This is a genomic window from Streptomyces botrytidirepellens, from assembly GCF_003721215.1.
Taxonomy (GTDB): Bacteria; Actinomycetota; Actinomycetes; order Streptomycetales; family Streptomycetaceae; genus Streptomyces; species Streptomyces himastatinicus.
Genome location: NZ_RIBZ01000417.1, coordinates 1 through 883, shown reverse-complemented (window position 1 = coordinate 883; position 883 = coordinate 1). Strand labels below are relative to the sequence as shown.

Sequence of the window (883 nt, the reverse complement as noted above, 5' to 3'; positions counted from 1 at the left end):
TCCGCCATAGCGTCGTTGCGGTGAGCCTTTGGACCTCTCTGGAACCCGCCTCGACCACCGTGGACCCCGGCGGCTCGGCCACCGTGCGGCTGCGGCTGCGCAACACCGGCGACGTCGTCGACGAGTACCGCTTCGTACCCGTCGGCACCCTGTCCCCGTGGACGACCGTGGAGCCGCAGACGCTCCGGCTGTACCCGGGGACGACCGGCACGGTGGAGCTGACCTTCGCCCCACCGCGTACACCGGACGCGGCGGCCGGGCCGCACGCCTACGGGGTGCAGATCATCCCGACCGAGCACCCGGAGGCCACCACCGTCCCCGAGGGCAACGTCACCGTCACCCCCTTCAGCGAGGTGCGGGCCGAACTCGTGCCGCAGACGGTCAAGGGCCGGTTCCGGGGGCGCCCCAAGCTCGCCGTGGACAACCTCGGCAACGTCAAGCTGACCGCGTCCATCAGCGGCAGCGACAACGGCGACCAGCTCTCGTACGACATCCACCCGGCCAACGTCCAGATCGAGCCCGGCCGGGCCGCGTTCATCAAGACCACCCTCAAGCCGCGCGAGACCATCTGGGCCGGGTCCAAGGAGTCCCGGCCCTTCACCCTGGCCGTGCAGCGCTCCGGCGCCGAACCGCTCCCGGTACAGGGCACCTACGAGCAGCCGGGGCTGATGCCGCGCTGGCTGGGCGTGTTCTTCAGCATGCTCATCGCGCTGACCATCGCCTTCGTCATGATCTGGATCTCGTACAAGCCGCAGGTGAACACCCGCGCCCAGGACCGGACCGAGGAGGCCGCCGCCTCCTCGGTGCCGACCCCGGAGCCCTCGGCCCCGAGTTCCGCGCCCGCGTCGAAACCGGCGGCCGAGCCGACGCAGCAGCCCGGCGG

The 883-nt window shown here is 71.6% G+C and carries 1 protein-coding gene; it reads left to right on the top strand.

Features of this window, described 5'->3' with window-relative positions; translation table 11 throughout:
- Positions 1–20 precede the first annotated feature (20 nt).
- On the top strand, positions 21–883 hold an 863-nt coding region (locus EEJ42_RS31275), incomplete at its 3' end, for a COG1470 family protein (protein WP_484422016.1).